Below are 26,450 nucleotides of genomic sequence, written 5' to 3' on the forward strand. Positions count from 1 at the left end.
AGACGGTATCTAGTCGGTATCTAGTCGCCCACGCCGCGGGCTTGGAGTGCCTCGCCCATGGCTCGGGCGCGGCGTATCGAACGGATGACCACCGGAGTACCGAAAGCTAGCAGGGAAGTGCCCGCACCGCGGGCCTTGCGGGCGTCCATGACCTCTTGAACCGTGCCGAGCATCAGCGGCAGGAGGCGGATCGTAAGTGACATCGCCAGGCTGATATTTTCCACCGGCAGCCCCAGCTTGCCAAGAGGTGCGAGCGCCTTCTCAAAAGACTCCATCATCTCCGAGACCTTAGTAGCCAGCGTGAGGAGTACTGCCGCGACGATGGCGGCATAAATGCTAAAGAAAGTGGTCACCGCCGTTTCAAGGTCTTGCTGCCACCATTGCAGCGCCGCCAGCGCCACGAGCAAATAGAGCGGGGGATAAAGCTGGCCCCAAGCCACGCGCGCAGGGATACGCGCGAGCGGGTAGACCGCAAGCGCGACTACCGCGCAGCCCACGGCTACGGGAATGGTCTTTGCAAAAATCGTGGTGCTGATGATGAAAGCGATGAGCACTACAAATTTCACCCACGCCGGCAGGCGGTGGATGAAGGTATCGGCATCGACATAAAACCCAAGCGGAGTATTCTGTGGCACGAATGTCTCCCTTTGCTACAACGGGCGGAAATTACAGCGGGCGGGAGGCCATCAGGGAGCGATAGAAGTCGATGACCTCAGCGGGCGCGCCGTCGGCAGCAATGCGGTGCTCATCGATGCAAATGGCTCGGTCGAAATCGTGGATGAAATCCAAGTCGTGCGTGACCACGATAAGCTGCTGCTCCAAGCGCGCAAACTCGCGGCGGATGCGGTCGCGGTTGCGCAGGTCCAAAAGAGTGGTGGGTTCGTCGGCGATGATAAGCACCGGCTCCATCACGAGAACCGCGGCCAAAGCCAGCAGCTGCTTCTGCCCGCCAGAAAGTGTATGCGGTGACTGGTCTGCCAGCTCGCGTAGCCCAAAGCGCTCCAGTGCAGCATCCACGCGTGCGTTCCGCTCGGCCTTGCTGAGCTTGAGCCGACGCAGCGAAAAGGCGACGTCGTCACGCACGTTCGGCATCACAATTTGGTTCTCCGCATCGGAGAAGACAAAACCGACCTTGCGGCGGATTTCTTTTCCGTGGCGGGCGACATCCGCGCCGTCGACAAGCACGGTGCCCGAGGTGGGCTCGCCTAGGCTATTGATGAGGCGGGTGAGCGTGGATTTACCGCCGCCGTTCGCGCCGATGATGGCAATGCGCTGCTCAGAAAGCGTGAGGTTTATATCGCTTAAAACCTCTTCCTCGTCGAAAGCGACGCTGACGTTCTGGAACTCGATGGTGGACATTTATGCCTTCTTGGGCTTGCGTCCCATCAGATCCGGAAACGCCGCGTGCACGCCAATCGCGATAGCGACCATGACCGCCAGCTTTAGTGCGTCAGGGCCCAGGAAAGGAATCTGCGCGAGTGCGGCCTCGCCCCAGCCCATGCCCGCGCGCAAGGCCATGCCGATGGTGCCGCAGGTGTATTGCACGAGCAGGCTGACGATGCCCGCGAGCGCAATGACGATGCACATGCCGGCCTTGTTGCGCGGGGCGCGGTAAGCAATCGCGCCGCCGATGGCAGGGGAGATGACATAGCCCGCGATGTAGCCCACAGTAGGCCCGGCCAGTGCGCTCAAAACGCTGCGGCCGCCAGCCAGGATCGGTAGGCCAACGAGACCTAGAACGATGAAAAGTAGGCCTACGTAGAAGCCACGGCGCCCGCCCAAAATCAGGCCAGCAAGGGTGATGACGGCGTTCTGCAAAACGATCGGAACGCCGGAGACCGGGCTGGGGATCGAAACGAACGCGAAGACAATAATGAGAGCGGTAAAGACGGCAACGTAAGCGATGTCGCCCGCGACAGAGTTCTTCTTCATGTTGGGCAGATTACACGCCTGGCATTGCAGCTGGGAAACTCGCCTTTTGAACGGCGTTCAGGCGGGCGTGTTGAGCGGGGGCTGGGGCTTGGCATTTCGGCCTGTAGGATAGCGGGCATGCGATTGACGGAGTATCACCAACTGATAGTCGATGAATTCGGTGAATCCGAAGGCAAGTGGATAAGTCACTCCCACGTGCTGGCTAAATACGGTGAGACTGCTGACGAGCTCATCGAACGCGGGGTAGACCCAGGCGAGGTATGGGAAGGTCTGTGCGATGATTTTGATGTTCCGGAAAACCGTCGCTTGGGCGTGGACTATCCCACGCTCTAGTTGTTCGAACGCATTCGAAGACCTGTGAGTTAAAAACCGGGCGGACACGCGGGGTTTGTATTTTAGTTTCGAACACTTGTGTGTAAGGTGGTTTGGGGTGTCGGGCGTCGGCGCTAGCTTAGCTTTTGCTGCGGAACCGCAGGTGCGGTTTGGCAGTCTAAATCAATGAGCCTGTGGGATGTGCAGGTAAATCAACGTTAGGAATTGAAAATGGCAACGAAGAAGAAGTCCACCGCTGCGGCGGGCAAGGGAGATGACCGCCAGAAGGCGCTCGACGCCGCGATGGCGATGATTGAGAAGGATTTCGGTAAGGGTGCTGTCATGCGCCTTGGTGATGACGAGCGTCCCCCAATCCGCGCGATTTCCTCCGGCAACACCGCCATCGACATCGCACTGGGCATTGGCGGATTCCCGCGCGGGCGCATCGTGGAGATTTACGGCCCAGAATCCTCGGGTAAGACTACCGTTGCGCTGCACGCGATTGCGTCTGCGCAGAAGGAAGGCGGCATCGCTGCGTTTATCGACGCCGAGCACGCCCTTGACCCTGAGTACGCTCGCCTTTTGGGCGTGGATACGGATAACCTGCTGGTTTCACAGCCGGATACCGGTGAGCAGGCGCTGGAAATCGCCGACATGCTCGTGCGTTCCGGCGCTATCGACATCATCGTTATCGACTCCGTCGCGGCCCTTACCCCGAAGGCGGAAATCGAAGGCGAGATGGGTGACTCCCACGTCGGCCTGCAGGCCCGCCTGATGTCCCAGGCGCTGCGCAAGATGACCGGCGCGCTGTACAACTCCGGCACCACCGCCATCTTTATTAACCAGCTGCGCGAGAAGATCGGCGTCATGTTCGGCTCCCCGGAGACCACCACCGGTGGTAAGGCGCTGAAGTTCTACGCTTCCGTGCGCTGCGATATCCGTCGCATCCAGACGCTTAAGGATGGCCAGGATGCGATTGGTAACCGCACCAAGATCAAGATTGTGAAGAACAAGGTTTCCCCGCCTTTCAAGATCGCTGAGTTCGACATCATGTACGGCGAGGGTATTTCGCGTGAGTCCTCCATCATCGACCTTGGCGTGGAGCATGGCTTTATCAAGAAGTCCGGTTCCTGGTTTACTTACGAGGGTGACCAGCTGGGGCAGGGTAAAGAGAAGGCCCGTAACTTCCTGAAGGAAAACAAGGACCTGGCTGATGAGATCGAGAAGAAGATCTTCACCAAGCTGGGCATAGGCGCCGCGGCCGCGACGGGGGAGGAAGTCCACATGGACGTGCCCGGTGCGGACGATTCCTTGACGGATGACGCTGTCGATTTGGTTCCGAACGTCGACTTCGACGACGACTAAATGTCAAAGCCCGCCCCAGAAAAGCTCGAAAAGCTTCGCCAGGCGCTTGCCGAATATGAATCCGGCGCCGCTGGAGGCGGGCTTTTTGATGCCGAAGCAGAAGAAGCAAAAGCCAAGGTGCGCTCCCGCGCGCTGTTGTTATTGGGTCAGCGCGCCCGCTCCCGCAAGGAATTAAGTGACCGCCTCCTTGCCCTCGAATTCGACGCCGAGGTGGTGGAGATGGTCCTCGATGACCTAACGCACGTGGGCCTGCTTGACGACGCCACCTTTGCCAAAGAGTGGGTGCGCCAGCGCCATGCCCGCAGGGGTAAATCCGCGCGCGTGCTAGATCGCGAGCTGCAGGAAAAGGGCGTGTCCCAAGCCCTGCGGAGTGAGGCCTTGGAACAGGTGACGGAGGAGTCTGAGGAGTCCATTGCCCAGGCCTTGGCGGTAAAGAAGGCGCGCTCTGTGAAAACGGTGCCGGCGGATCGGGCGGAACGTGATAAGTACTTGCGCCGCATCGTAGGCGTGCTGGCGCGGCGCGGTTTCAACCAAGGCATGTCCATGCGGATTGCCATTGCGGCGCTGGATGCGCGCATCGCGGAGCTGGAATCCTAGGGTTTATGAGTTGGCTGCTTTGGCCGATAGAATGACCCGACGTGAGTAATCCCCAGACTGAGGCGCCCCGCACCTACGAAGTGCGTACTTTTGGCTGCCAGATGAACGTGCACGATTCCGAGCGCATCTCCGGCTTGCTGGAGGAGGCAGGCTACTGCGCAGTCGACTCCGGCGACGAGCCCGACCTCATCGTCTTTAACACCTGCGCGGTGCGTGAGAACGCAGATAAGCGCCTATACGGCACCCTGGGCGCATTGAAGAAGACCAAGGAGAACCACCCCGGCATGCAGATTGCCGTGGGCGGCTGCTTGGCGCAAAAGGACAAAGACACCGTCCTCGATAACGCGCCGTGGGTCGATGCGGTCTTTGGCACCCACAACATGGGTGCCCTTCCTACGCTGCTCGAACGCGCGCGCCACAATGACGAGGCCCAAGTGGAAATCGTTGATTCCCTCGAGGCTTTCCCTTCCGTGCTCCCTGCAAAGCGTGAGTCTGCCTACGCCGGCTGGGTCTCGGTCTCGGTGGGCTGCAACAACACCTGTACTTTCTGCATCGTTCCTTCCCTGCGCGGTAAGGAAGAGGACCGCCGCCCAGGCGACATCCTGGCCGAGGTCAAGGCGCTGGTAGACCAAGGCGTCTCCGAGGTCACCCTGCTGGGCCAAAACGTCAACGCTTATGGCGTGAACTTTGCAGACCCTGACCTGCCGCGCGATAAGTTCGCGTTCTCGAAGCTGCTGCGCGAGGTGGGAAAGATCGAGGGCTTGGAGCGTCTGCGCTTTACCTCGCCGCACCCGGCAGAATTTACTTCCGACGTCATCGACGCCATGGCCGAGACCCCAGCCGTGTGCCCGCAGCTGCACATGCCGCTGCAGTCTGGCTCCGACCGCATCTTGAAGGAGATGCGCCGGTCTTATCGTTCGAAGAAGTTCCTCGCCATCCTGGATGAAGTCCGCGAGAAGATGCCGCATGCGGCCATCACCACTGACATCATCGTCGGTTTCCCAGGCGAGACCGAAGAGGACTTCGAGGCCACCATGGAAGTGGTAAAGCGCGCCCGTTTTGCTTCCGCTTTTACCTTCCAGTATTCGCCGCGCCCGGGTACCCCGGCGGCGGAGATGGAAAAGCAGGTCCCGAAGCACAGCGTGCAGGAGCGCTTTGAGCGCCTTGTCGCGCTGCAGGACTCCATCCAGGCCGAGGAGAATGCGAAGCTGGTTGGCACCGACGTCGAGCTGCTGGTGCAGGCCGAGGGCGGCCGCAAGGCTGACAAGACTCACCGCCTGACCGGACGTTCCCGCGATGGCCGCCTCGTGCACTTTGCGCCTATCGACGCCGCCGGCACTTCCATCAGCGCAGATATCCGCCCAGGCGACGTCGTGCATACCACCGTCACCGATTCTGGTTCCTTCTTCCTCGTGGCTGACTCCGGCGTTACCGAGCACCGCCGCACTAAGGCCGGCGACATGTCCGCAGCGGGTCAGACCCCAACCACCGCGCCTATCGGCGTAGGTTTGGGTCTACCGCAGGTTGGCGCCCCCGCCACCCAAGATTCCTGCGGCTGCTAAAGGAGTATTTCATGAGCAATCAGTACGACACCGCCCACGCCGCCGAGCGCGCTGCCGCCCAGAAGATGGAACTGGGAGGCTACAAAACCGCGCTCATCGTAGCGGTTGTCGCGTGGGTGGCGTACCTGGTTCTGCCCTATGCCGGCACCGCCCACGGCTGGGAGGTTCTTGGTCTGGACAGCTCGAGCGTGAAGATTTCCATCATGGAGAACATCTCGGGGTGGTGTGCCCTGCTGGGCATCGGCGTGCTGACCAGCCTCACCGTCATCACCCGCCGCTTAAACTACGGCCTTGCTGCATGGATGCTGGTGGCAATCTCGCTGTTTCTTAACCTTTGGGGCTTCTGGTACCGCGGCTCGACCGCTAACGGCGCCTCCATCGGCATGTGGGTCGGCGTGCTCGCTAGCCTGATTGCATTCTTGGCGTATTGCCGCGTGGCCTTTAGGCGCAGCCCCGAGCAGATTGCAGCGGCCGAAAAGGCCCGCGCCGCAGCCAGCTGCCTCGATCAAGTCGGCGTCCTGCAGACGGAGGCCGCGACCACACTTCCTCCGGAGGAGAATCCGCTGCTTATCGACGACCGGCGCCGCCGAGCGCACAAGCGTTAAGCCCTGAATTTAACTCCGGAGATGCAGCTCCCAGGCTGAGGAGGTGGAAATAACCTTCGCGCCTAGGTGCTTATAGATGCGGTTCATCGCCGGGTCCGCATCCGCGACCGAGCAATATGCCCGGCGCGCGTCCGGCCACCAGCGCGCGACCTCGTGCAGTGCGTGCAGTTTCGCAGCCGTGGCCAGTCCGCGTCGACGCCTATCGCGGGCGGTGACCGTCAGCGTCCACTCACAGACCTCCGGGTCCGCATCCGCGTGCCGGGAAAGCTCCGTCAGCGCCACGATACGCCCGGCTTCCTCGATCGCAACCAGAAGAGTATGCGAGCGCCGTGCCCGCAGCCTGCGATGCGCCTCCTCCAAACGCTGCGCGGTCCAATAAATAGGCTCGGTGCTCAAATCGCCGTAGACCGCATCCGTGGAGGCCACGGTCAAAAGCTCCAGGATGTCATCCAGATACTCAGCGGGGATGTCATAGTCGGCAAAGACGTGAAATTTACGCGAGGCCACCGGGAAAGGCCGCGCCGGCGTATCCGGAAACTCCACGAACATCTGGTGCTCGGCGTGCTTTTGTGCAAAGCCCCGCGCGATATACGGGCCCGAGAACGGGTCATAAGAGTAGTCCGCATCGGCAGGGTAGAGCATGCCTACCTGTGCGACGCTGCGGCCGAGCTTATGGGCCAGGTCGAGGGCGGCGTCGACAAGCTGCTCGGCTACCCCGTACGCTTCCGCGGACAGCTCCTCGCCGGGCATGGGCAGCAGGCCCGCCGCGAGAACGCACTCGATTTCCGCATTCTGTGTTTCTTCAAGAAGAGGCAGCGAGATATGGATGAAGCCGTCGAAATCCAACTCCGGGCTGGGCTCCACCGCGGAAATAGTGGGCAAGCCCAGCGCGCCCACCTCCAGTGGGGTAGGAGAAGTTAGCCCAAAGAGATAGGTCTGCGACTCGTTCGAGCCTTGTAGGCGCTGGACCACCCGCGAAGGCGCAGAAGATGCGGCTGGGTCACCGCTGGCCTCTTGCGCATACAGGTTCGCGTCGAAGACGAAGCTACGGACGCAATCTGCTGGCTCTCCGCGGCCGGGGACAATCTGGACGAGCAAATTATTTGTCATTTACAGCAGCTGCCGCTGCGTCCGCGAACTCCTGCCACTGCGCGGCCTGGGCGCGCAGGTCCTGCTCCTTCTTGGCGTTGCCCTTGGCAGCGGCGGCGTCGGCTTGCGCGTTTAGATCGTCGACCTTGGACTGGAACTGCGCCACGCGTGCCTGAGCTTCGGGATCGGTACGGCGCCACTCGGAATCCTCCGCGGCGGAAACGCGCTTTTCCAGGGCCTCAATCTTGGCCTCGTATTCACGGACCTGGTTGCGTGGGACGAATCCAATTTCCTCCCACTTTTCTTGCAGCTCGCGCAGCTTCGCCTTAGCAGCCTCGATGGACTTGGAAGGATCGATCTGTGAGTCGTATTCCGCAATCAGGGCGTCCTTCGCCTGCGCGTTGGCGGCGAATTCCTTATCGCGCTCGTCGTTGACGGCGTTGCGAGCGGAGAAGAAGTGGTCCTGCGCAGCGCGGAACTGAGCCCACAGCTTGTCATCGGCCTCGCGCGGGGCGCGGCCGGCGGCCTTCCACTCGGTCATCAGGTCACGGTAGGCGCGCGCGGTGGCTGCCCAGTCGGTGGAATCCTGCAGCGCCACGGCGCGCTCGACGAGCTCTTCCTTGCGCTTGCGGGCCGCCGCGCGATTGCGGTCTAGCTCCGCGAAGTGCGCTCCACGACGCCTATTAAAGGAGTCGCGTGCGCGCGAGTAGCGCTTCCAGAGGGCGTCGTCAGTCTTGCGGTCGATTCCGCGAATCTGCTTCCACTCCTCGAGGATGGCGCGGATGCGATCTCCCGCGGCCTTCCACTCGGTGGAGTTCGCTGCGATGTCCTCGGCCTCTGCCGCGAGCTTCTCCTTGGCCGCGATGCCTTCCGTGCGGCGGCGCGCTTTATCGGCCTGCGCCTGCTCGCCGGCGCTTACGGAGTGCTCGATGACAGCGCCCAAACGCTTGTCCAAGGCCGCAATATCGCCGATAACGGCAGCGGTAGGCAAAGACTCCCGCAGCTCCGCGGCGGTGGCCTTGATGGTTTCCGCCTCGCCCGGGTGCGCCTTCAAACGTGTTTCCAGCAGCTCAATCTCGGTGGAAAGGTCATCGTAGCGGGCACCATAGTGCGCCAAGCCCTCAGCCGGGGTGCCGGCTTTCCACTCGCCAATCTTGCGCTCGCCTTCGGGAGCATTGACGAAGACGGAACCGTCTTCCTCCACGCGGCCCCATTTGGCCGGATCATTCTTTGCGACCTTAGCCGCCGGCTGTGCGCCCGGGCGAGGGCCTGGACGAGCACCCTTCTTGGGCATTGCACCTGGGGTTGGGATAGACATGGTTGAAACCGCCTTTATGAAAGTCGCGCCGCGCGTCACGGCTGCCTAGAGTGTTCTCCCTAACAGTACCTTCTCCTGCATTAGGATGAGTGAGCAATGTTAAATCTTTTGATTATGCCTTCCTCGCCGGCCTTGGCGGAGGAATTATCTCCCGCAGATGCCCCTAGCCGCGCGCTATTAGGCGCAGCTCGGCAGCTGGTCCGCGAATACGCGTCGGCCAATGAGGAGCTGGTGTTAGACATCGTTGGCTCCAGGGATGCACGCTGGCATACGGCACATACAGGTTCCCTGCGCGCGTGGGGTGTCCCGAGCGTGGAGCTGGGCGAAGGCAATTACCTGCCGGAGCTTATGGCGCGCTACATGCTTGCAGGTGGTCCGGATTATCGCGTGGGCGAGGTCCGCGAGCACCTAGGCACCCCGCGCGCGGGCGTTCTCACCATCGTGTGCGTAGACGGCAGTGCCGGGCTTACCCAACGCGCGCCGCTCGCGCTTATCGACGCCGCCCCTGCGGCCGCCCAGTGGTGCGAATCCCTGCTAGCGGGCGCGGACGAAAGCTGCGATGAAGATAAGCTGCGTGCCGCCGGCGTCGAGGAGACTGCGCTGTGGGCAGAGCTTGCGGCGCTGCGGCCGCTAAAGGCGGAACTGCGCGCGGCGGATTCGACGCTGGGCGTTGGACGATACGTGGCGGGGTGGCAATGCTAAGACCAATCGCAGTCGTAGGGCCTACGGGTTCGGGTAAAAGTGACTTGGGCGTGCAGCTCGCGCATGAGCTAGACGGCGAGGTTGTCAACGTCGATTCCATGCAGCTCTACCGCGGCATGGACATCGGCACGGCGAAGCTCACGATGGAAGAACGCGAGGGCATCCCGCACCACCAGCTTGACGTCTGGGAGGTCACGGAGAAGGCCTCCGTCGCGCGTTATCAAGCAGACGCCATTTCCGACGTCGAGGCGATCATGGCCCGCGGCAAAACGCCCATCCTCGTGGGTGGCTCGATGCTCTATGTCCAGGCGCTCGTCGACGACTGGCAGTTTCCACCCACCGACCCTGCAGTTCGCGCGAAGTATGAACAGCGGAGGGTGGAAATCGGCGTCGATAAGCTGCACGCGGAGCTTGCAGAAGTAGATCCGGCCGCGGCCGCCATCATCGAGGACAAGGACCCGCGGCGCACCGTCCGTGCGCTGGAGGTCATCGAGCTGACCGGCAAACCCTTCAAAGCCAGCCAGCCGCCGAAGGACGTGCCGCCGCGCTGGAACACGCTGCTGTTGGGTCTGCGCACGCAAGCAGATTGGCTCAACCCGCGCATCGAGCTGCGCAGCCGACGCATGTTCGAACGCGGGCTCGTAACGGAGGTCGAGCGCCTGCAAACACAAGGCCTCGTAGAAGATTCCACCGCCGGCCGCGCCATCGGCTATGCGCAGGTATTCCAAGCTCAGCGAGGAGAGCTGACCTGGGACGAAGCCATAGAGCGCACGATTACCGGAACGCGGCGTTACGTGCGCCGCCAACGCTCTTGGTTTAACCGCGACAAGCGCATCAACTGGCTGGATGCGGCCGCCGATACTCGTGGGCAGGCGCTGCGTATTATTGAGGCATGAAATTTGCCAAGGGACACGGTACGGAAAACGATTTCGTCATTATCGAAGACCATGACGGCCAGCTAGAGCTTAGCCCCGAGCGCGTGCAGCGCCTGTGCGATCGCCGCGCCGGAATCGGCGGCGATGGCCTGCTGCGCGTGGTCCGCGCGGGAGCGCTGAGGGAGCCGCTCGCAGACGGCATCGCGGACGAGGATTGGTTCATGGACTACCGCAACGCCGATGGTTCCGTCGCCGAAATGTGTGGCAACGGCACTCGCGTCTTTGCCCACTGGGTGCGCTCCCGCGGCTTGGTGCAGGCCGTTACCTTCACCGTCGGCACCCGTGCCGGTGCGAAAACGGTGACGGTGCATTCCTTCGATGAGTTCGAGGCGCAGGTTAGCGTGGAGATGGGTGCTGCGCGGGTAACCGGAGTTTCCACGGCGTCGATGGCAGGCGAGAGCTTTGCGGGCCTCGGTGTCGACGTGGGCAATCCGCACCTGGCAGCGGTCATCCCGGGGCTTTCGGCAGAAGGCCTGGCCGAGATGACCTTCGAGCAGCCGACTTTCGATGAGTCCTTCTTTCCCGAGGGAGTCAACGTTGAGGTGCTGACTCAGCTTGCTGAAGGCGCCGTTTCCATGCGTGTCTTCGAACGCGGCGTCGGAGAGACCCGCTCTTGCGGCACCGGCACCGTGGCGGCCGCATGCGCCGCGCTTGCCGACGCCGGCTACGGCACCGGCACCGTCAGCGTCCATGTTCCCGGCGGCACGGTGGAAGTGGAGATCTTCGACGAAGACTCGCGTCTTACCGGCCCTTCGCGCATCGTGGCAACTGGCGAGACCGCGCTTTAGTCTTTGTAGTGCGTGCCGAGGGAAAGGGCCGCGCGGCGGGCGGCGAGCCAGGTCTCGCGCAGCTCGGTGGCGCGGTCATCGGTAACCCTTAAGAGGGATTCCAGCTCGTCGGTTTCGATGTCTGTGCGGTATACGCGGATGTCCAAGCGGCTTAAAAATCGCTTGGCACCGTTTAATTCGTAGCGGAAGGCCTCGATGGTGGGATCCGTGCAATCCAGATCCAGCAGCGCGGGGCGGTGCAAAGTGCGGTCTGCAATGGCATCGGTATTTTGCGAATTGCAGAAGGCGTCGAATTCAGCGATCACGTCGCGGATATCGTCCGCGGAAAGATCGATGGAGGTGCGCAGGGCGGCGTGCTCGGAGGCGTCGGGACGTGCAGAGGCGAAAAGCCATATGGCGCCTGCCACCAAGAGCGCAATGAAAAGGCCAGGCAGTTTCAGGGTCACGATGAGCGCAACGGCTGCCACCACCGCGAGGGTGACGGCGAGCATATGACGCCCTGTCGAGTCCATACCTGGCCCTTCTTCGTTTTATTTAGTGGCATCCGCCAGAACCGCAGGAGCAGCCGCCGTCGGAGCCGCAGCCGCCGGTGGGCATTTCGATTGAAGCCGTCAGCATACCAGTTCCAGCCAGAACTTCATCCTTGGCGGGAAGCTTACCGAAGCTGGCCGGTAAGCAGAGGTCGAACGGGAAGACGCCGTCCATGACCAGGTGCATGAACTTTTCGCCGGTAAGCTGGTTTTCGCGCCACTCGGATTCCATCACGCGGGCGGCGAATCGGCAGCCCGGGGTAGGCGCCGCTGCGCCGGAACCCTGCGCGACAATCTCTGCGCCCTCAGACTCGAAGGCCGCCGGGTAAGTATCAAACTCTGCCTCGTAATCTGCGGCGGAGGCATAGCGTTGCACGCCGAAGCCCATGACGCTAAGGCCTACCTGCTGCCACGGCTGGGTTTCTTCGTCTGCCAGCAGCGGACCCTGCGCGAGGTTAGCGGTGGCCTGTGCGAGAACGGTGCCGAATGGGTCCAGGATTTCCATGAAAGCCAGCACGTCGTTGACCATGGACACATGCGCAAAGCCCTGCGTCACGGAATCGAAACCGATGTAGGTGGCAAAAGGCTCGACCGCGAGGATATTGATCTGCGCTCCGGACGGGTCCGCGAATTGGATGAGCTGACCGTCGCGGATCTCGCCGGTGACGGTGAGCTGGTTGGTGGAAATGGCTGCCTCAACGGCGTCTTGCCAACGCACAAAGTTCAGGCCAATTGCCTGCATCTCAGTATTGGCAGTGGAGGCGGGGGAAGATTCGGTCATAGTGGCTATTGTATCTCCGCAGGCTTTAGCTACTAAAAATTGGGGTTTTAAGCCTGCGACGTGCAAGAATAAAAGCAACATGAACGAAAATCACGAAGAACTTCTCGCGCAGGCTTTTGGTGAGGAATTCCAGCCCACCACGGGCGACCTCGACCTAGCCGAGCGCAACGCCTTTCGCCGCGTTTCCACCACCATCCGCGCTGAAGACACCACCGACGGCTATGAGGTGGAGTACCGCAAGCTGCGCCTCGAGCAGGTCGTACTCGTGGGCGTATGGACCGAAGGCACCGTCGCCGAAGTAGAGGCCACCATGGCCGAGCTTGCCGCGCTGACCGAGACCGCCGGCGCCGAAGTCGTGGAAGCGATTTACCAAAAGCGCGAAAAGCCCGACCCTGGCACCTACATCGGCCGTGGCAAGGTCCAGGAACTCAAAGAAATCGTCGAAGCCACCGGCGCCGACACCGTCATCTGCGACGGCGAACTGCAGCCCGGTCAGCTTTCCGCCCTAGAGCGCGAGCTCAACACCAAGGTCATTGACCGCACCATGCTGATTCTGGATATCTTCGCCCAACACGCGAAGTCCAAAGAGGGCAAGGCGCAGGTCTCGCTTGCACAGCTGGAATACCTCTATACCCATACCCGCGGCTGGGGCGGCAACCTCTCGCGCCAGGCGGGTGGCCGCGCGGGCTCTAACGGCGGCGTCGGCTTGCGCGGCCCCGGCGAGACCAAGATTGAGTCCGACCGTCGCCGCATCCGCTCCGAGATGGCGCGCCTGCGTAAAGAGCTGCGCGGAATGAAAACCGCACGTGATATCAAACGCTCGAAGCGTCAGGAGTCGACAATCGCGCAAATTGCCATCGCCGGCTACACCAACGCGGGCAAGTCTTCCCTCATCAACGCGATGACCGGCGCAGGCGTGCTGGTGGAAAATGCGCTTTTCGCCACCCTTGACCCAACCACCCGCCGCGCAGAGCTTGCCGACGGCCGCCAAGTCGTCTTCACCGACACCGTCGGCTTCGTGCGCCACCTGCCCACGCAGCTGGTGGAGGCCTTCAAGTCCACCCTCGAGGAGGTCTTGGCTGCAGATATCATGCTGCACGTGGTCGATGGCTCCGACCCGTTCCCGCTGAAACAGATCGAGGCTGTCAACAAGGTCATCTACGACATCGTGCAGGAAACAGGCGAGCAGGCGCCGCCGGAGATTATCGTCATCAACAAGATCGATAAGGCCGATCCGCTGGTGCTTGCTGAGATTCGCCACGTGCTCGACCGCGAGAACGTGGTCTACGTATCCGCGCACACCGGCGAGGGCATTGATGAGCTGACCTCGCGTGTTGAGCTTTTTCTCAACTCCCGCGATGTGCACGTGCGTTTGCTGGTGCCTTTTACCCGCGGCGATGTTGTCTCCCGTGTGCATGCCGAAGGCACTGTTTTGGGCGAGGAGTACACAGGGGAGGGCACGCTTGTCGACGTCCGCCTGCCTGCCTCCATTGCCCACGAATTGGCGGAGTACGTTGCGGAAGAAGTTTCCTAAAACGCCGCTGGTGGGCCATAATGAAGGCTCGTGAGTACTTTTGGTTGGCGCCTGCACGGCGATGGTAAGAATATTGCACCTGGCGCGGTAGTAGCGCCTGAAGAACGCTTGAGCTGGGGCCGCACTATCGGCATCGGCATGCAGCACGTGGTGGCTATGTTTGGCGCCACGTTGCTGGTTCCCACCTTGACCGGTTTCCCGGTTAATACGACGCTGCTGTTCTCGGGCATCAGCACTATTTTGTTCCTGTTGATTACCCGCAATCGCCTGCCTTCCTACCTGGGCTCTTCTTTTGCCTTCATCGCACCGCTGACGGCGTCGCAGCAGTATGGCATCAGCGCGCAGGCCGGTTCCATTTTGGTGACCGGTGCAGTGTTGATGGCCGTCGGTTTCGTGGTGAAAGCCGCGGGGCGCCGTGTCTTGGATGCCGTGATGCCGCCGGCCGTGACTGGTTCCATCGTGGCGCTCATCGGCCTGAACTTGGCGCCGGCGGCCACGACAAACTTCCAGACCCAGCCGCTCGTTGCGGCGATTACCCTGGCTGCTATCGTCCTTGCAACCGTGGGCGGGCGCGGCATGGTCTCCCGCTTGGGCATCCTCATCGGCGTTGTCGTGGGCTGGGTCTTTGCGGCGCTTACCGGAAACCTAGCGGAAGGAACCGCGCAGACCATCCGCGATGCTGCCTGGATTGGCGTCCCGCAGTTCCACTCGCCGGAGTTTAAGTTCTCCGCCATCGCCGTGGCGCTGCCAGTGCTGGTGGTGCTGATCGCAGAAAACATCGGCCACGTTAAGGCCGTGTCTGAGATGACGAAGCGCGACCTCGATGACCTAGCTGGCGACGCGCTTATCGCCGACGGTCTCGGCACCGCCATCGCCGGTGGCTTCGGCGGCTCCGGCACCACAACTTATGCCGAGAACATCGGCGTTATGGCCGCGACCCGCGTGTACTCCACGGCGGCCTACTGGGTGGCTGCGGTCTTCGCCATCTGCTTGGCCTTCATCCCGAAGTTCGGCGCCCTGATTTTCACCATCCCCACCGGTGTGCTGGGCGGAGCGACTCTCGTGCTTTACGGCCTCATCGGCATGCTGGGCATCCGCATCTGGATGGATAACAAGGTCAACTTCAACAATCCGGTGAACCTGACCTGTGCTGCGGTGGCGTTGATTGCGGGCATCGGCAACCTGACGCTGAACGTGGGTTCCGTTTCCCTCGAGGGCATCGCTTGGGGCTCCATCGGCGTCATTGTGGTCTACCCTGCGGCGAAGTGGCTCTACGAAACCCTTGGTGAGGGCAAGGGCGCCAAGTACTAAAACGGGATACGTCACCAATCTCGCCCCTTTTCGGGGTGAATTTGGCGAAGTTATCCACAGGCCAAAAATTGTCTCTTGTGGGGCTTGGTGAGGGCTTTTTAGGCTTAAAAACCATGAACGCACTAGCAGACTTCCTCGCAGCCCAGGCGCCAGGCATGGCCATTCTTGCCGGCGCCCACGGGCGCAGCGAAGCACAGCTCGTGCAGCTCGGCGCGTCGAACTTACAGGCCCGCGAGCTTATCTATCTGGCGGGCATCTATTTTGGCCCCACCTCCTCTTCGCGCTGCCAGCGCAACGCGCAGGGCTCAGCGCATAGCCTGTCCACGCTGACGATGATCGAAGGCTACATTTCCCGTATTCCACGCCAACGCGATAAGTGGAAAGTACGGGAAACACTCTGCACCAGCACCCTTCCCGCGGACAAGCTGAAGGCAAAAGCCCGCGCGATGGCGAAAGAATACGCCAAGCAACCACAGGAAGGGGTGCGGATTACGCGGCGTCGCCAAGCGCTGTGGTCCCTGACCGTTACCGGCAAGCAGGACATGATTGCCGATATCTTCTCTGCCTTAAACCCGAAGCGCCCGTCCAATCCTTTTACGAGGGATTCTTTTCCGGTGCGCACAAGCCGGTGGCGGGCTCCCACGTCGTCATCACTTTGGACGAGTTCGTGGAAATCGCGCAAGGCGGCGGGGAGGAAATCCAGCTGCGCATGACCAACGGCGCGAGCATTTCTGGCGCGGATTTCGTCTCCCGCGTGCTTTCCGCGCATGGATTGGTCAGCCTCGTGCATCCTTATGAAGGGCCGGTCAATCTTTATCGCACGCGGCGGTTTGCTAATGAAAAGCAGCGCCTGCTGGCCGCGGCCGAAAATCCCACGTGCGCGTGGCCGGGCTGTAATCACCCGGCGGATAGTGCGCAGGTCCATCACCTCACCTCTTGGGCTAGGGGAGGCGATACGAACATCGGAAACCTCGTTACCTGCTGTGCGTATCACAACGGAATAAATGACGACTCTCCGCCAGGAAGTTCGCCGAAAACTTCCCGTGGAAAGCTAGCTCGCATTCGCGGAAAAATCACCTGGTTGCCGCCGTGGGCTTCGCCGGTGAGCTAGAGCCCCCGCCACGCGCGGGCGCTTTGGCATGCTCAAAACTTAAAAAAGACTCCCAAGCTTTAAAGCTCGGAAGTCTTTTAACGCTAACGCTAGGAAGCGTCGAGGTCCTGCTCGATGAGAGCGGCGATCTTCTCGACTGCTTCTGCGTTCTCGGAGGTAACGGTAACTTCGTCACCCTGCTCAGCGCCCAGGGCCATGATCATCAGGGAGGAAGCTGCGTCGGTCTCTTCGTCGTCATCGCTGCCGACGAGGGTCAGCAGAATGTCTTCGTCATAAGCCTCTGCAGCGTCTGCGATGATGGACGCAGGACGTGCGTGCAGTCCGACGGAAGAGCCAACCTTTACGGTCTTAGATGCCATGATGATAAGTCCTTTCGACTATGTGAGATTTCGTGTCTACAAGTGTACGCGTTATGCCGCGGCCTTGGCAGCCTCCGCCTTGGCGGCTGCTTCCTCGACGGTCTTGTTCGGCCAGAACTGCTTCAGCGCGATGACCGCCAGCGCGGAAACCACGACGCCCGCCGCGATAGCCAGGACATAAGCCCAGGCCGGGTCGATGGCGAAGAAGACAAAGATGCCGCCGTGTGGGGCACGCGAACCGACGCCCAGGGCCATCGACAGTGCACCGGTGGTGGCGCCACCGAGCATCATCGCCGGGATGACGCGCAGCGGGTCAGCGGCAGCGAATGGGATGGCGCCCTCCGAGACGAAGGAGAGGCCGAGTAGCCACGCGGACTTGCCGTTTTCCTGCTCCGCCGGGGTAAACAGGTTCTTGCGCAGGAAGGTCGCAATCGATAGCGCAATCGGCGGAACCATGCCGGAGGCCATGACGGCGGCCATGATCTCCATGGAGGCCTGGTCACCAGTGGAAAGGCCGGCGGTGGCAAAGAGATAGGCCGCCTTATTGACGGGGCCGCCCAGGTCGAAGCACATCATCAGCCCGAGGATGATGCCCAGCAGCACGGCGGACGAGCCGGACATGGAAGAAAGCCAGTTCTGCAGGCCTTCCATAATTGCGGCCAGCGGAGCGCCGAGCAGCAGGTACATCAACAGACCTGTGATAAGGCTGGTCAGCAGCGGAATGATGACAACCGGCATCAGGGAACCGATCCAGCGCGGGACCTTCCAGTTGCCGATCCACATGGCGATGAGTCCCGCGATAAGACCAGTGACCAGGCCACCGATGAAGCCCGCGCCGAGGGCGACGGCGATGGCGCCGCCGGCGAAACCAGGAGCGATTCCCGGGCGGCCGGCAAATGCGAAGGCGATATAGCCCGACAGTGCCGCAACGATAAAGCCCATGGCTGCTTGGCCGATGGCAAAGAGCACCGCACCGATATAGAGCAGCAAGCCGGAGCGGTCGAAGCTCATCATCTCGCCGTCGACCTCAACTTGGTGGCCGGGCAGGTTGGTCAACGAGTAGTTGGTGGAAATCGCCTGCCAACCGTTGGCCATGTCGTAGCCGCCGAAGAGGAAGCCGAGGGCGAGCAAAAGGCCGCCTGCGGCGACGAAAGGCACCATGTAGGACACGCCGGTCATGATCGCCTGCTGGATGCGCTTGCCCCAGCCGAGTGCTTCACCTTCTTCTCCGCTGCCTGATGCGCTTCCGGACGCGCTTTCCGATGCCGCCGTTCCCGCCACGCGCCGCGCATTCGGGTTCTTGGCGGCGGCGACGGCCTCATCGAGCATGACGCCGGGCTCGTTGATGGCGCGCTTGACGCCGGATTCGATGACGGGCTTGCCGGCGAAGCGTTCACGTTCGCGCACTCCGACGTCGGTGGCGAAAATGACGGCGTCAGCGGCGTCGATCACCGATTGCGAGACGGAGGTGTTATTCGAGGAGCCTTGGGTCTCGACGGTGAGGTTTATGTCGGTGCGCTCTGCCGCGGTTTGGGTCAGGGCGTCGGCAGCCATGTAGGTATGCGCGATGCCGGTGGGGCAGGCGGTGACCGCCACGATGTTGGTGGCTGCGTTCTCGGTAGTTGGTGTTGCGGTAGCGGACGCCGCCGTAGCGGCGGAAGTTGATGCCGCGGAAGCAGATGACGCCGCGGAAGCAGAATTCGCAGGTTTCTTGGGCTTTTCCGCGTTGACCACATCCAGCACCAGCTTGACGATTTCCTCCTTGGTCGCCGCAGTACGCAGCGCCTCGAGGAAGTCCTTCTTTACCAGCGCGCGGGCCAACTTGGAAAGGATCTTTAGGTGTGCCTTACCGCCACCGGCGGGGGCAGCGATGAGGAAGACCAAGTGGGCGTCACCGTCAGGACCGGAGAAATCGACGCCGCGGGAAAGTCGCGCGAAGGCCAGCGTTGGCTCGGTGACGACCTCAGAGCGGCAGTGTGGAATAGCAACGCCTCCGGGCACGCCGGTGCCAGCCTTGGCCTCGCGGTCGATGGCCGGTTGGGCGAGACCCTCGACGGAGGTCGCGCGCCCCGTCTCGTGCACCAGGGTGGCAAGGTTTGTGATGACAGATTCGACACTGTCGCCGAAATCGGCGTCCAACGCGACCAAGTCTGTCGTGATGAGATTGGATGCCATGAGGACACTCCTTTAATGATCAGAGTTGTAGTTAAACGCGGTTATAGGGTTAAAACTTTGGTTTCTGCGATATTGACTTGTGCAGGCTTTGGTAGCTGGGTGCCGGGCAGAGCCGCAGCGGCAGAACCGTAGGCCACGGATTGGCGCAAAGCTTCCGCAAAGTCCTTCCCTGCGCGGCGGGCCAAAATATAGCCCGCAAGTGCGGAATCACCCGCGCCGACGGTGGATGCGACAGCCGTGGGAGGTGGGGTAGCAGCCCAAGCGCCATCTGCAGTAACGAGAACTGCGCCAGCACCGCCCAAAGTGACGAGAACCTCATCGACGCCGCGGCCAACCACTACGCGCGCGGCTTCGACGACGCCTGAGTAGTCGCCCTGTTCCGCGGCCGCCTCGAGTGCAGTTCCGTCAGTATCGGTGAGCTGGCCGAGCTCAAGCCCATTGGGCTTGATTAGATTCGGCGCGGACTCGTTGAGGCGCTCTGCAAGGGCGACCATCGGGGCGTCGGAAGTGTCGACGGCGATGCGTGCTTGGGGCGAGGCGGAGCGGATGGCGTCGACAAGCGTGGCGTACCAATGCGTGGGAACGCCTTTGGGCAGGGACCCCGCAAGCACCACCCATTCCGCGCCGATGGAAAGCGCGGCCAGCGAGGAGGAAATGGAAGACTGGACTGTCTCGTCGAGCTCAGGGCCCGGGCCGTTGACCTTGGTGGTGCGGCCATCTGGTTCGGTGATGGTGGTGTTGGTTCGGACAGAACCGGGCATAGATACGGCATCGAAGGGAATGTTGCCGTCTTCCATCAAGGTGAGGAAGTGATCGCCCTTGCGCGCGGGCAGAAGAGCGACGGATTTCTCGCCGGCAAGGTGCACCGCGTGCGTGACGTTGACGCCTTTGCCGCCTGCGACCTGAGAAACCTGGCTGGCGCGGTGAACTGCGCCCGGATTGATGGCTTCTTGGAGGTTTAGGGTGGCGTCAATACTGGGGTTGGGGGGCAGTGTGAGAATCATTGTGGAGACTCGTCCCTTTCGCAGTTTGCGTATATTGGGAGAAAGCTAGCTGGACGGTGGTCGAGCGCAGATTTCTGCTCCCTGTTGATTGTTGTCTGGTTATGCCCGAAAGTCAATCAAAAGAGTGTGGTATTCGTTGCTTTTTCACCCGATCTGTGATGATCTAGGGGGAGAGCAAATCCCCTCCCGAAGGAATGTGTGATGGAAAACGAATCTCAATCAACCATCAAGGGTACTGGCGTCGTCGCCGGTGTCGCCTACGCCGAGGCCGTGTGGGTGCGTCCTCGTCCAGAACTGCCCACTGCTGGGGAGCTAATCGACGAAGAAAAGCGCGACGGCGAGTATGACCGCTTCCTAGAGGCCGTCGATATCGTGGCAAGCCGCCTCGAGCAGCGTGCGGCCGGCGCAGAAGGCCAGGCGGCTGAGGTGCTGGGCGCTACCGCCGGCATGGTCAAGGACCGCGGCTGGCACAAAGCGGTGCGCAAGTCCATCCGTGCAGGCCGGCCGGCGGAGTACGCAACCGCGAGCGCGACTGAGAAGTTTGTCACCATGTTTGAAGCAGCAGGCGGCGTGATGGCCGAGCGCACGACGGACCTAAAGGACGTGCGCGACCGCGTTATTGCGCAGCTGCGTGGCGAGCAGGAGCCAGGTCTGCCGATGGTCAACGGGGAAGCAGTGCTGCTTGCTGATGACCTCGCGCCCGCAGATACCGCAACCCTCGACACCGCACACATCAAGGCTTTGGTCACCGAGCTCGGTGGCCCGACGAGCCATACGGCGATTATTGCCCGCCAGCTGGATATTCCATGTATCGTGGCCGCGGGCGCGGAGCTGCGTGACATTGAGGCCGGCACGCTCGTGTTCGTGGACGGCTCTATTGGCACAGTGAACTTGGGCGCAGACCGCGAGGAGTCTTTGCGGGCGGTAGAGGAATACCGCGAGAAGGCTGCGCGAGTGGCGCAGTGGCGTGGCCCAGCGCAAACTAAGGATGGCTATCGCGTGCAGCTTTTGGCTAACGTCGCGGACGGCAACGCGGCGCGCATCGCGTCGGACTCCCAGGCAGAGGGCATTGGTCTTTACCGCACTGAGCTTTCCTTCCTCTCTGCGAGCGAGGAGCCGACGGTGGATGAGCAGGCGCGCATCTATGGGAAGGTCTTTAACGCCTTCCCGTCTTCCAAGGTGGTTGTTCGCACCTTGGATGCGGGTTCAGATAAGCCGATTTCTTATGCCACCCTGTCTTCCGAGGAAAACCCTGCGCTTGGCGTGCGTGGTCTGCGTATCGCGCGCGATAACGAGGCGCTGTTGACTCGCCAGCTGGATGCCATTGCGAAGGCTTCCGCAGACCGTGGCTACGATGCTCCGACGTGGGTTATGGCGCCGATGGTCGCTACCGCCGTTGAGGCGAAGTGGTTCGCGGGTCTTTGTCGCGAGCGTGGCCTTACTGCGGGCGCCATGATTGAGGTTCCCGCAGCGGCTTTGATGGCCGATACCATCATGCCGCATCTAGACTTCGTCTCTATTGGTACCAATGACTTGACGCAGTACACCATGGCAGCGGATCGTCTTTCCCCGCAGCTGGCATATCTTACTGACCCATGGCAGCCGGCGGTGCTGCGCCTTATCCAGCACACCTGCGTGGTGGGCCAGGATAACGATGTTCCGGTTGGCGTATGCGGCGAGGCGGCAGCGGATCCGCTGCTTGCCTGCGTGCTGACTGGCTTGGGCGTGAACTCGCTGTCGGCGGCTTCCACGGCTGTCGCCGGCGTGGGCGCCCAGCTTGCGGAGCTGACGTTCGAGCAGTGCCAAAAGCTTGCCGACGCCGCCATCAACGCCGAGGGTCCATCCGAAGCCCGAGCGGCAGCGCTCTCTTTGTTGGACGAATTCTAAAACATAACGATAGCCCCGCTTTTTGCGGGGCTATTTTTGTATGTGCCGATGCTACTTATCGGCGGCGATGACTACTTCGATTTCGCGCTCGCGAAGCGCCTCGATGAAGCTTTCTGGTGCGGCGGAATCGGTGATGACGACGTCGATATCCGCGATAGAGGCGAAGCTGACCAAATAATCGTTACCGAGTTTTGAGGAATCGCAGAGGACCACGACCTTGTGGGCGTTGGTGACAAAGGCAGACTTGATGGCTGCCTCTTGGGAATCTGCGGTAGACAGGCCGTGGTCGAGGGTGAGCGCATTGGTGCCGATGAAGGCGACGTCGGCACGCATGAGCGCCATGGTGCGCAGTGCAGTATCGCCCACGACTGCCTGGGTGATGGCGCGGACGGTGCCGCCGAGCAGCTGAACGTCGGGAACGCCGTTGCTTGCCAAGGAAAGCGAGATGGGCAAGCTATTGGAAACTATCGAAAATTGCCCTGCGGCGAATTGTTGGCCGATGAGGTCTGCCAGGGCATTGGTGGTGGTACCCGCGTCGAGGAAGACGCTGCCTCCGGCGTCTGGGAGGAACTGCATGGCGGCGCGTGCGATGGCAATCTTGGCGCCGGTAGCGGAACGCTGCCGGGTGTCGAGGGTCAGCTCTGCGGTTTGGAAGGACTGAGAGGCCACAGCGCCGCCATGCACGCGGTGTACAACGCCTTCGCGGTCTAGAACCGCGAGATCGCGACGAATGGTTTCAGCGGTGACGTCGAAGCGCTCGGAAAGCTCGGTGACGTTGACGCGTCCCTCAACTGCGGTGAGGGAGGCGATCTGACGGCGACGCTCCTCTGCGTACATAGGGTCCTCCAAAGGTCTGCCCAGGAACGGGGTGGGGGCTAGACAACCTCCGTTTATTGGGGGTAAGCGGAAGCTGTTGCCGGAATAATACTGGCTTGTCTCTAGTTTTCCAGAAATCCCTACGAATCGGAACGAAACAAAGAGTTTCACATATCGCCAATCTTGCATGCGATCGCCGAAATTTTCTTTAGCTGTAGATTTGCAAAATGTGACATTAAACGCCGGCCAATGGACAACCGGAAAATTACGCATAAAAGGGGGTATTTTCGGGCAACCGTTGGCTGGCGTTGAAGCAACAGAAGTGGGTGATTAGAGCTTGCGGAATACAGAAACTACCTTGCCCATGATTTCTGCATCGTCACCCTTGATTGGGGAGTAAGCATCGTTGTGGGGCAGGAGCCACACGCCCGAGGAATCCCGGTGGAATTCCTTGACGGTGGCTTCCTCGCCGTCGAGAAGCGCGGCGACAAACTCGCCTTCCTCGGCCACCGACTGCGAACGAACGATAACCCAGTCACCGTTGAGGATGCCTGCGTCCTGCATGGAGTCTCCCACAACCTGGAGCATGTATAGCTCGCCGTTGCCAACTACGTCATCAGGCATGGGGAAGTAGGTGTCGATGTTTTCTTCGGCGGTAATCGGCGAACCTGCGGCAATGCGGCCGACCACCGGAATATAGGAAACTGCGGAAGCGTCCTCTGGGGTGGCGTCGACAGGCTGCTGCGGTTCTTCCTTGGGTGAGGCCTTGCGTCCTGGCTTCTTGGGCTCTTCCTCATTGAGGTGGCGTACGTCGACGGCGCGGGGCTTGTTTGGGTCGCGGCGTAGGAAGCCTTTTTCTTCTAGTTGCTTGAGCTGATAGGCCACGGAAGAGGTGGACTGGAGGCCGGCAGCGTCGCCGATTTCGCGGATGCTTGGCGGGTAACCGCGGAGCATGACTGCGTCGTGAATGACGTCGAGGATGCGGCGTTGACGCGGCGAAAGGGAGTTGATGTCGGGCTTAGCGGAGTTTTTAGCTGGCTTGCGTGGCACGGTTTCTCCTCGGCGGGGTTGGAAGTTGCCGCGCGGCTTCCGTCGCGGCTTGGGTTGTTCGAACTTGGGTTGTTCGAACTTGGGTTGCTCGAACTTTCGAAAAACCTCCCTTCTTTTCTACCACGTGGGGGACAAATGTTCGAGAAATTTGCCGGAGGTGTGGACAAACTTTCGAAAAGTTGTTATAAATCGAACATAGCAACTAATTCGAACGGATTAGCGATGGAACTTTTCGAACGTGTCGCAGCAGAAAAGTACTCTGCAACCATCAGTTAATCGCAACGTACAAACACTGGAGGATCTCACAATGGCTATCGCTCTCAACACCGCTTCCACCCATGTTACTTCCACTAACGCTCGCCGCGCGTACCGCGCTCGCGTCGTGCCGGCAGCCTCTGTTTGGGATGCAGATGTCTACGATGTCCGTCTCGCTGGGGTAGCCACAACACCCCACGATGTTCGAACTCTTAGCGTGGATAATCGAACATACGGTGCCCCTATCCGCCGCTGCGCGAATGCTGAAGCCGCTGGTCATGGCGAGCCAGAATATTCGCGTGCGCAGTCGAATCGTGCGAATTATCTGTTGGGCGCTGTCTTTGGTGCAGCCGTGTTCGTCGGAACTGTATTCGGAGGATTGACTGCTGACACTGGTGCTGTCCACACTGAGAACACCCAAGTGGTCCAGGCAGGCGTTACGCACTAGCCGCCGCTGCACGCTAGCCCGTCGCGCGTTAGCTGCCGTCGCGCGTTTGGCGTCGCGCGTTTGGCTAGGCGGAGCCCTTGGCGTGCGGTTCTGTGGGCGTGCGGCGCTGTTGGTGTGGGAAAGTAATCACTCGGCTTGGATGCCGGCCGGAAAATGGCATCCCCAGTTGTTTGGGCAGTACACTAAATGCGGTCTTAACGCCTGCCTTCCACGTGTGGGAGGTGGATGACGTGAAAGTGAAAGGAACCGTGCGGTGTACTGCCCGTTTTGTCATTATGAACAGTCGCGAGTCATCGACTCTCGTGTAGTCGACGCCGGCACCGCCATCCGCCGTCGGCGCGAGTGCGCCTCCTGCAAAGGCCGTTTCACCACGGTGGAAAAAGCGGTTCTTTTGGTGGTTAAGCGCAACGGTCTGGCGGAGCCGTTCAGCCGCGACAAGCTAATCCGCGGCGTCCGTCGCGCTTGCCAGGGACGCGACGTCAGCGATGACGCTTTGAAAAAGCTCGCCCAAGAAGTAGAGGAGACCGTGCGCAGCCACGGCTCCTCCCAGGTCAACGCCAACGACATTGGCCTTGCAATCCTCGAGCCGCTGCGTGACCTTGATGAGGTGGCCTACCTGCGCTTCGCGTCCGTTTACAAGTCCTTCGAAAGCGCCGACGATTTCGAATCCGAAATTCGCCTGATGCGCCGCCGCGACCGCGATAACTTTTAAGAGCCGCAGTGCCAGCCGAGGGCTGGTGCTCGTTTGCGGATGGCGGCGAACAGCGTATGGCCACGTCTGGAGCTAGACGACGTGGTGATTAGCGGAGCTTGTCCGCCGCCTTTTGGATGCGGCGCAAGGATACCGGGTGCGCGGTGCCTAGGCGCTGAGCAAAAAGTGAGACGCGTAGTTCCTCGACCATCCAGTAGATGTCCTTGACCTCGCGGGTTTTGGCGCGTCCGGCGGGCAGGTTGCGCAGGCGATTGTTGAGGTACGCTTTGGCCTCGTCGACTTCGGCCTGCCGGTCCGCGTCTTTGTCCGGGTCTATTCCCATCTCATCTAGACGAATCCGCATAGCCTGTACGTAGCGCGGCAGATGGCGCAGGTGAGCCATGCCATGCAAGGTGATGGCGTTTTCGGGAAGCAGGAACTTCAGCTGCTCGCGCATATCGTCAATGGCAGGGCCTTCCCATTGTTTGAGCTCGGCGCGCAGGTTCGCATACTCGGCAAGCCCTGGTGCGATTGCCACCACGGATTGTCGGACGCGGCCAGGCACCTGGGGCTTGACGACGTCGCGAAGCTTGGCGAAGCCCTCCGGCGACCGAGGCGCACCGCCGGCTTCGACCATGAGATCGCGTATGGCAGCCACCCGCGCATCGCCGACGAGGCCTTCGGCGCCGCCGTGCGGGTAGGCGTCGACAGCCACTCGCTGCTGCAAGGGCAGCCCCTTGACCATCTGTTGGTGATTGACGTTAATCTCCCGCAGGAGCAGCGTCAGAGTGGTGGTCAACATAGCAGCGTCGGCAGCGGCCTTGGTGGGGTGAACCTTCAGGGAAACGCCGTCCGCGGTTGCCACGAGCGCGGGGTACGCGGTGACCTCATGGCCGTCAACCACCGTTTGGACTTCCTCGTCAATAGTGCCGAGCGTCTCCGGCGTCCACTCTTTGACGGCCTTCGACTCAGACTTGCGTCCGACCCGCGAGACTGAGGACTTGATGTGCCCCGCCTGGCGCTGCACGAGCGCTGCGAGGTCCCGGTCAGAATCGATAACCTTCCCGCGCTTATCCACCGCAGCGTAGTTCATCTGCAGGTGCGGCGGCAGGCTGGAAGGCCGGAAGTCGGAAGCGTTGATCCCTTGGCCGCCGAGCTCGCGGAGGACGTCGGCAAGCTGCTGCGTCAGGGGGCCTTCATAAGGAAGCAGACGCGGCAGGGCACGCTCTGCGAACTCCGGTGCGGGAACCACGGTGCGGCGCAACGCCTTCGGCAGGGAACGGATTAGCTCCG

The 26,450-nt window shown here is 61.4% G+C and carries 28 protein-coding genes; 15 read left to right on the forward strand and 13 right to left on the reverse strand.

All coding sequences use genetic code 11. From position 1 onward, the window contains the following. Positions 1–20 precede the first annotated feature (20 nt). Genes HMPREF2724_RS09605 through HMPREF2724_RS09615 form a run of 3 tightly spaced genes read right to left on the reverse strand, consistent with a single transcriptional unit; the run spans position 21 to position 1,932 of the window. Positions 21–635, reverse strand: coding sequence for an energy-coupling factor transporter transmembrane component T family protein (locus tag HMPREF2724_RS09605; protein WP_070456470.1), 615 nt, complete (start codon positions 633–635; stop codon positions 21–23). Positions 636–666: 31 nt separating this feature from the next. Beyond that, positions 667–1,359: an energy-coupling factor ABC transporter ATP-binding protein gene (locus HMPREF2724_RS09610; protein WP_070588391.1), complete on the reverse strand. Its 693-nt coding sequence runs from the start codon at positions 1,357–1,359 to the stop codon at positions 667–669. Next, complete coding sequence (locus tag HMPREF2724_RS09615; RefSeq protein ID WP_070588394.1) at positions 1,360–1,932, reverse strand: biotin transporter BioY; 573 nt, start codon at positions 1,930–1,932, stop codon at positions 1,360–1,362. It lies immediately after the preceding gene. 117 nt (positions 1,933–2,049) lie between these two features. Here HMPREF2724_RS09615 and HMPREF2724_RS09620 point away from each other — a divergent pair, with 117 nt between their 5' ends. From HMPREF2724_RS09620 to HMPREF2724_RS09640, 5 genes are all read left to right on the forward strand, one after another. Continuing rightward, positions 2,050–2,265 carry a DUF3046 domain-containing protein gene (locus tag HMPREF2724_RS09620; protein ID WP_070456476.1) on the forward strand — a complete coding sequence of 72 codons (216 nt, stop codon included), beginning with the start codon at positions 2,050–2,052 and terminating at the stop codon, positions 2,263–2,265. Positions 2,266–2,475: 210 nt separating this feature from the next. After that, positions 2,476–3,609, forward strand: a complete 1,134-nt coding sequence (gene recA / locus HMPREF2724_RS09625) for a recombinase RecA (protein WP_061923051.1) — start codon at positions 2,476–2,478, stop codon at positions 3,607–3,609. Continuing rightward, positions 3,610–4,206 carry a recombination regulator RecX gene (gene recX / locus HMPREF2724_RS09630; RefSeq protein WP_070588397.1) on the forward strand — a complete coding sequence of 199 codons (597 nt, stop codon included), beginning with the start codon at positions 3,610–3,612 and terminating at the stop codon, positions 4,204–4,206. Positions 4,207–4,247: 41 nt separating this feature from the next. Then, entirely contained in the window at positions 4,248–5,768 is a 1,521-nt protein-coding gene (gene miaB, locus HMPREF2724_RS09635) for a tRNA (N6-isopentenyl adenosine(37)-C2)-methylthiotransferase MiaB (protein WP_082778612.1), read from the forward strand. Between the two features lie 11 nt (positions 5,769–5,779). Next, positions 5,780–6,373: an Rv2732c family membrane protein gene (locus HMPREF2724_RS09640; protein WP_061923046.1), complete on the forward strand. Its 594-nt coding sequence runs from the start codon at positions 5,780–5,782 to the stop codon at positions 6,371–6,373. Between the two features lie 9 nt (positions 6,374–6,382). Here the strand turns inward: HMPREF2724_RS09640 and HMPREF2724_RS09645 are convergent, their stop codons facing one another. Next, positions 6,383–7,483 carry a GNAT family N-acetyltransferase gene (locus tag HMPREF2724_RS09645; protein WP_235591053.1) on the reverse strand — a complete coding sequence of 367 codons (1,101 nt, stop codon included), beginning with the start codon at positions 7,481–7,483 and terminating at the stop codon, positions 6,383–6,385. Then, entirely contained in the window at positions 7,473–8,780 is a 1,308-nt protein-coding gene (locus HMPREF2724_RS09650; protein WP_070433225.1) for a DUF349 domain-containing protein, read from the reverse strand. Before HMPREF2724_RS09650 ends, HMPREF2724_RS09645 begins: the two co-directional genes overlap by 11 nt. Before the next feature lie 96 nt (positions 8,781–8,876). Here HMPREF2724_RS09650 and HMPREF2724_RS09655 point away from each other — a divergent pair, with 96 nt between their 5' ends. From HMPREF2724_RS09655 to dapF, 3 genes are read left to right on the forward strand one after another with little or no spacing between them, the layout of a single operon-like run. Further along, a complete protein-coding gene (locus HMPREF2724_RS09655) occupies positions 8,877–9,482 on the forward strand; it encodes a hypothetical protein (protein WP_070588399.1) in 606 nt (201 codons plus the stop codon). Further along, entirely contained in the window at positions 9,476–10,378 is a 903-nt protein-coding gene (gene miaA / locus HMPREF2724_RS09660; RefSeq protein ID WP_061923037.1) for a tRNA (adenosine(37)-N6)-dimethylallyltransferase MiaA, read from the forward strand. The genes HMPREF2724_RS09655 and miaA overlap by 7 nt, the downstream gene beginning before the upstream one ends. Continuing rightward, positions 10,375–11,205, forward strand: coding sequence for a diaminopimelate epimerase (gene dapF, locus HMPREF2724_RS09665; RefSeq protein WP_070588401.1), 831 nt, complete (start codon positions 10,375–10,377; stop codon positions 11,203–11,205). The genes miaA and dapF overlap by 4 nt, the downstream gene beginning before the upstream one ends. Here the strand turns inward: dapF and HMPREF2724_RS09670 are convergent. Both HMPREF2724_RS09670 and HMPREF2724_RS09675 read right to left on the reverse strand, forming a co-directional pair. Beyond that, positions 11,202–11,696: a hypothetical protein gene (locus tag HMPREF2724_RS09670; protein ID WP_246815633.1), complete on the reverse strand. Its 495-nt coding sequence runs from the start codon at positions 11,694–11,696 to the stop codon at positions 11,202–11,204. The genes dapF and HMPREF2724_RS09670 overlap by 4 nt on opposite strands. 43 nt (positions 11,697–11,739) lie before the next feature. Then, positions 11,740–12,516, reverse strand: a complete 777-nt coding sequence (locus HMPREF2724_RS09675; protein WP_061923028.1) for a hypothetical protein — start codon at positions 12,514–12,516, stop codon at positions 11,740–11,742. Positions 12,517–12,595: 79 nt separating this feature from the next. On the opposite strand from HMPREF2724_RS09675, the gene hflX reads away from it, so the two are divergent. From hflX to HMPREF2724_RS13295, 4 genes are all read left to right on the forward strand, one after another. After that, positions 12,596–14,050: a GTPase HflX gene (gene hflX, locus HMPREF2724_RS09680; protein WP_070456484.1), complete on the forward strand. Its 1,455-nt coding sequence runs from the start codon at positions 12,596–12,598 to the stop codon at positions 14,048–14,050. Positions 14,051–14,080: 30 nt separating this feature from the next. Further along, the gene (locus tag HMPREF2724_RS09685; RefSeq protein ID WP_061923022.1) at positions 14,081–15,361 is read left to right on the forward strand and encodes a uracil-xanthine permease family protein; all 1,281 of its coding nucleotides are present in this window, start codon (positions 14,081–14,083) and stop codon (positions 15,359–15,361) included. Positions 15,362–15,474: 113 nt separating this feature from the next. Then, positions 15,475–16,074, forward strand: coding sequence for a hypothetical protein (locus HMPREF2724_RS13290; protein ID WP_246818242.1), 600 nt, complete (start codon positions 15,475–15,477; stop codon positions 16,072–16,074). Continuing rightward, positions 16,029–16,472: an HNH endonuclease signature motif containing protein gene (locus HMPREF2724_RS13295; RefSeq protein ID WP_246818243.1), complete on the forward strand. Its 444-nt coding sequence runs from the start codon at positions 16,029–16,031 to the stop codon at positions 16,470–16,472. Before HMPREF2724_RS13290 ends, HMPREF2724_RS13295 begins: the two co-directional genes overlap by 46 nt. Before the next feature lie 89 nt (positions 16,473–16,561). On the opposite strand, the gene HMPREF2724_RS09695 is transcribed toward HMPREF2724_RS13295, so the two are convergent. The 3 genes from HMPREF2724_RS09695 to HMPREF2724_RS09705 are packed head-to-tail and all read right to left on the reverse strand — an operon-like array spanning position 16,562 to position 20,010. After that, positions 16,562–16,831 (reverse strand): HPr family phosphocarrier protein, encoded by a 270-nt coding sequence (locus HMPREF2724_RS09695; protein WP_061923017.1) that lies wholly within the window; start codon positions 16,829–16,831, stop codon positions 16,562–16,564. A gap of 51 nt (positions 16,832–16,882) precedes the next feature. Then, positions 16,883–19,006 (reverse strand): PTS fructose transporter subunit IIABC, encoded by a 2,124-nt coding sequence (locus HMPREF2724_RS09700; RefSeq protein ID WP_061923014.1) that lies wholly within the window; start codon positions 19,004–19,006, stop codon positions 16,883–16,885. A gap of 41 nt (positions 19,007–19,047) precedes the next feature. After that, positions 19,048–20,010, reverse strand: coding sequence for a 1-phosphofructokinase family hexose kinase (locus HMPREF2724_RS09705; protein ID WP_070588403.1), 963 nt, complete (start codon positions 20,008–20,010; stop codon positions 19,048–19,050). Between the two features lie 201 nt (positions 20,011–20,211). On the opposite strand from HMPREF2724_RS09705, the gene ptsP reads away from it, so the two are divergent. Further along, positions 20,212–21,897: a phosphoenolpyruvate--protein phosphotransferase gene (gene ptsP / locus HMPREF2724_RS09710; RefSeq protein ID WP_070588406.1), complete on the forward strand. Its 1,686-nt coding sequence runs from the start codon at positions 20,212–20,214 to the stop codon at positions 21,895–21,897. 51 nt (positions 21,898–21,948) lie between these two features. Here the strand turns inward: ptsP and HMPREF2724_RS09715 are convergent, their stop codons facing one another. Continuing rightward, positions 21,949–22,734 carry a DeoR/GlpR family DNA-binding transcription regulator gene (locus HMPREF2724_RS09715; protein WP_061923004.1) on the reverse strand — a complete coding sequence of 262 codons (786 nt, stop codon included), beginning with the start codon at positions 22,732–22,734 and terminating at the stop codon, positions 21,949–21,951. Between the two features lie 309 nt (positions 22,735–23,043). Then, entirely contained in the window at positions 23,044–23,763 is a 720-nt protein-coding gene (lexA, locus tag HMPREF2724_RS09720) for a transcriptional repressor LexA (protein ID WP_061923001.1), read from the reverse strand. 307 nt (positions 23,764–24,070) lie between these two features. Here lexA and HMPREF2724_RS09725 point away from each other — a divergent pair, with 307 nt between their 5' ends. Together HMPREF2724_RS09725 and nrdR are read left to right on the forward strand one after the other, a co-directional pair. Continuing rightward, a complete protein-coding gene (locus HMPREF2724_RS09725; RefSeq protein ID WP_061922998.1) occupies positions 24,071–24,466 on the forward strand; it encodes a hypothetical protein in 396 nt (131 codons plus the stop codon). A gap of 253 nt (positions 24,467–24,719) precedes the next feature. After that, positions 24,720–25,178, forward strand: coding sequence for a transcriptional regulator NrdR (nrdR, locus tag HMPREF2724_RS09730; protein ID WP_061922995.1), 459 nt, complete (start codon positions 24,720–24,722; stop codon positions 25,176–25,178). 88 nt (positions 25,179–25,266) lie between these two features. Here nrdR and HMPREF2724_RS09735 read toward each other — a convergent pair. Beyond that, a partial coding sequence (locus HMPREF2724_RS09735) for a DUF3418 domain-containing protein (RefSeq protein ID WP_141748376.1) occupies positions 25,267–26,450 on the reverse strand: 1,184 nt, incomplete at its 5' end.

The sequence above is a fragment of the Corynebacterium sp. HMSC071F07 genome (assembly GCF_001810285.1).
Taxonomy (GTDB): Bacteria; Actinomycetota; Actinomycetes; order Mycobacteriales; family Mycobacteriaceae; genus Corynebacterium; species Corynebacterium simulans.

What these genes read in the sequence shown, in the direction of transcription:
- HMPREF2724_RS09610 (WP_070588391.1), bottom strand. Translation starts at nt 1,359, where the DNA reads ATGTCCACCATCGAGTTCCAGAACGTCAGCGTCGCTTTCGACGAGGAA.
- HMPREF2724_RS09615 (WP_070588394.1), bottom strand. Translation starts at nt 1,932, where the DNA reads ATGAAGAAGAACTCTGTCGCGGGCGACATCGCTTACGTTGCCGTCTTT.
- HMPREF2724_RS09620 (WP_070456476.1), top strand. Translation starts at nt 2,050, where the DNA reads ATGCGATTGACGGAGTATCACCAACTGATAGTCGATGAATTCGGTGAA.
- recA (WP_061923051.1), top strand. Translation starts at nt 2,476, where the DNA reads ATGGCAACGAAGAAGAAGTCCACCGCTGCGGCGGGCAAGGGAGATGAC.
- recX (WP_070588397.1), top strand. Translation starts at nt 3,610, where the DNA reads ATGTCAAAGCCCGCCCCAGAAAAGCTCGAAAAGCTTCGCCAGGCGCTT.
- HMPREF2724_RS09640 (WP_061923046.1), top strand. Translation starts at nt 5,780, where the DNA reads ATGAGCAATCAGTACGACACCGCCCACGCCGCCGAGCGCGCTGCCGCC.
- HMPREF2724_RS09645 (WP_235591053.1), bottom strand. Translation starts at nt 7,483, where the DNA reads ATGACAAATAATTTGCTCGTCCAGATTGTCCCCGGCCGCGGAGAGCCA.
- HMPREF2724_RS09650 (WP_070433225.1), bottom strand. Translation starts at nt 8,780, where the DNA reads ATGTCTATCCCAACCCCAGGTGCAATGCCCAAGAAGGGTGCTCGTCCA.
- HMPREF2724_RS09655 (WP_070588399.1), top strand. Translation starts at nt 8,877, where the DNA reads ATGTTAAATCTTTTGATTATGCCTTCCTCGCCGGCCTTGGCGGAGGAA.
- miaA (WP_061923037.1), top strand. Translation starts at nt 9,476, where the DNA reads ATGCTAAGACCAATCGCAGTCGTAGGGCCTACGGGTTCGGGTAAAAGT.
- dapF (WP_070588401.1), top strand. Translation starts at nt 10,375, where the DNA reads ATGAAATTTGCCAAGGGACACGGTACGGAAAACGATTTCGTCATTATC.
- HMPREF2724_RS09670 (WP_246815633.1), bottom strand. Translation starts at nt 11,696, where the DNA reads ATGCTCGCCGTCACCCTCGCGGTGGTGGCAGCCGTTGCGCTCATCGTG.
- HMPREF2724_RS09675 (WP_061923028.1), bottom strand. Translation starts at nt 12,516, where the DNA reads ATGACCGAATCTTCCCCCGCCTCCACTGCCAATACTGAGATGCAGGCA.
- hflX (WP_070456484.1), top strand. Translation starts at nt 12,596, where the DNA reads ATGAACGAAAATCACGAAGAACTTCTCGCGCAGGCTTTTGGTGAGGAA.
- HMPREF2724_RS13290 (WP_246818242.1), top strand. Translation starts at nt 15,475, where the DNA reads ATGAACGCACTAGCAGACTTCCTCGCAGCCCAGGCGCCAGGCATGGCC.
- HMPREF2724_RS09695 (WP_061923017.1), bottom strand. Translation starts at nt 16,831, where the DNA reads ATGGCATCTAAGACCGTAAAGGTTGGCTCTTCCGTCGGACTGCACGCA.
- HMPREF2724_RS09700 (WP_061923014.1), bottom strand. Translation starts at nt 19,006, where the DNA reads ATGGCATCCAATCTCATCACGACAGACTTGGTCGCGTTGGACGCCGAT.
- HMPREF2724_RS09705 (WP_070588403.1), bottom strand. Translation starts at nt 20,010, where the DNA reads ATGATTCTCACACTGCCCCCCAACCCCAGTATTGACGCCACCCTAAAC.
- ptsP (WP_070588406.1), top strand. Translation starts at nt 20,212, where the DNA reads ATGGAAAACGAATCTCAATCAACCATCAAGGGTACTGGCGTCGTCGCC.
- HMPREF2724_RS09715 (WP_061923004.1), bottom strand. Translation starts at nt 22,734, where the DNA reads ATGTACGCAGAGGAGCGTCGCCGTCAGATCGCCTCCCTCACCGCAGTT.
- HMPREF2724_RS09725 (WP_061922998.1), top strand. Translation starts at nt 24,071, where the DNA reads ATGGCTATCGCTCTCAACACCGCTTCCACCCATGTTACTTCCACTAAC.